The organism is Marinobacterium litorale DSM 23545 (assembly GCF_000428985.1).
GTDB classification, from domain to species: Bacteria; Pseudomonadota; Gammaproteobacteria; order Pseudomonadales; family Balneatricaceae; genus Marinobacterium_D; species Marinobacterium_D litorale.
Genome location: NZ_KE386828.1, coordinates 133,721 through 135,393, shown reverse-complemented (window position 1 = coordinate 135,393; position 1,673 = coordinate 133,721). Strand labels below are relative to the sequence as shown.

Sequence of the window (1,673 nt, the reverse complement as noted above, 5' to 3'; positions counted from 1 at the left end):
TCATCGTGGCGCATGTGTGTAAATATCCGATAAGCTTGGCGAACGGAGCCTACATTATAAATGATGTTCGCTTACTTTCGAACCCATTAGTATCTCCGGCTATGCGGTAGCGCGCCTGATAGACGGATAAGTTAAACCTGATGCGGAAACTTAAAAAACGGCGGCAGCAGGTCGGCTCCCACTGCCCCACAGCACTTGGCCGCCCAATACGCCGAAGGCCTATTTACTGTGGTTATCCGATTATATAGAAAAACCATTCGCTAAGTTCATAGACCATGCGGCCCATAATTTTCTTCAATCAATTCAACCCCGCGGGTGCGGGGAACACCAGCGGACGCCGATCTGCCGACATTTAAATCGCGGTTCATCCCCGCGGGTGCGGGGAACACGGAAGTAAACACCTGTAAACACATTATTTAAACGGTTCATCCCCGCGGGTGCGGGGAACACCACCACCATTGCATCATTACTGCCTTTCACTGCGGTTCATCCCCGCGGGTGCGGGGAACACCTGGCTTTGGTATAAAAAAGATTCAGAGCCAGCGGTTCATCCCCGCGGGTGCGGGGAACACTTCAGCGACAAGCGCTTGTCGCGCATCTCTGCCGGTTCATCCCCGCGGGTGCGGGGAACACGGATGGGGTGGGTATGAACTGGATTTACTACGCCGGTTCATCCCCGCGGGTGCGGGGAACACAAAACGAGTAGGTATCTGGTCGGTCCCGTTTGCCGGTTCATCCCCGCGGGTGCGGGGAACACCCGATCTTGGCGTTACGCTCATCGATTTGGGCCGGTTCATCCCCGCGGGTGCGGGGAACACAAAGCAGGCTTGGCATTCAAGGCATTTAGCGCCGGTTCATCCCCGCGGGTGCGGGGAACACTCTCCCAAGTCAAATGCACAAGCGACACGCATCGGTTCATCCCCGCGGGTGCGGGGAACACAAACGTCGCGTGGGTACAGGCATGGCCCATTGCGGTTCATCCCCGCGGGTGCGGGGAACACAGCTCATCATCCCAGCCTGCATTCAGAGCCAGCGGTTCATCCCCGCGGGTGCGGGGAACACTACCCGTCAAGCACGGAAGCGCTGCAAGGAGCCGGTTCATCCCCGCGGGTGCGGGGAACACCAGCACAAAATCCTGCGGGCCGTCACTGAGGTCGGTTCATCCCCGCGGGTGCGGGGAACACATGATGCTGCGTCTGTGGCAGGAAGTGACCGCCGGTTCATCCCCGCGGGTGCGGGGAACACACCGAGAAGGTCGCTCAGTTCCACGAACAGGGCGGTTCATCCCCGCGGGTGCGGGGAACACCACCCAACGGTAACGCCATTACCAATATCACCCGGTTCATCCCCGCGGGTGCGGGGAACACTCGCAGTTCCTGGGGGTCGTAGGCGCGGGCCTCGGTTCATCCCCGCGGGTGCGGGGAACACGAAGCCCCGGTCGCTGCCAAGCATTTGCCGGGGCGGTTCATCCCCGCGGGTGCGGGGAACACTCGCCACTGGTGGGCTTGGGTGGCTCCGTGCGCGGTTCATCCCCGCGGGTGCGGGGAACACAGCCATGGAGTGGCTGTTTTATGGCGCCGTAGCGGTTCATCCCCGCGGGTGCGGGGAACACAAAGCAGGCTTGGCATTCAAGGCATTTAGCGCCGGTTCATCCCCGCGGGTGCGGGGAACAC

Annotated in this window: 1 CRISPR repeat array. The window is 60.6% G+C overall.

The window, feature by feature from the left end:
* Positions 1-299: 299 nt before the first annotated feature.
* A CRISPR array of direct repeats spans positions 300-1,673; the repeat unit is 29 nt; unit sequence CGGTTCATCCCCGCGGGTGCGGGGAACAC.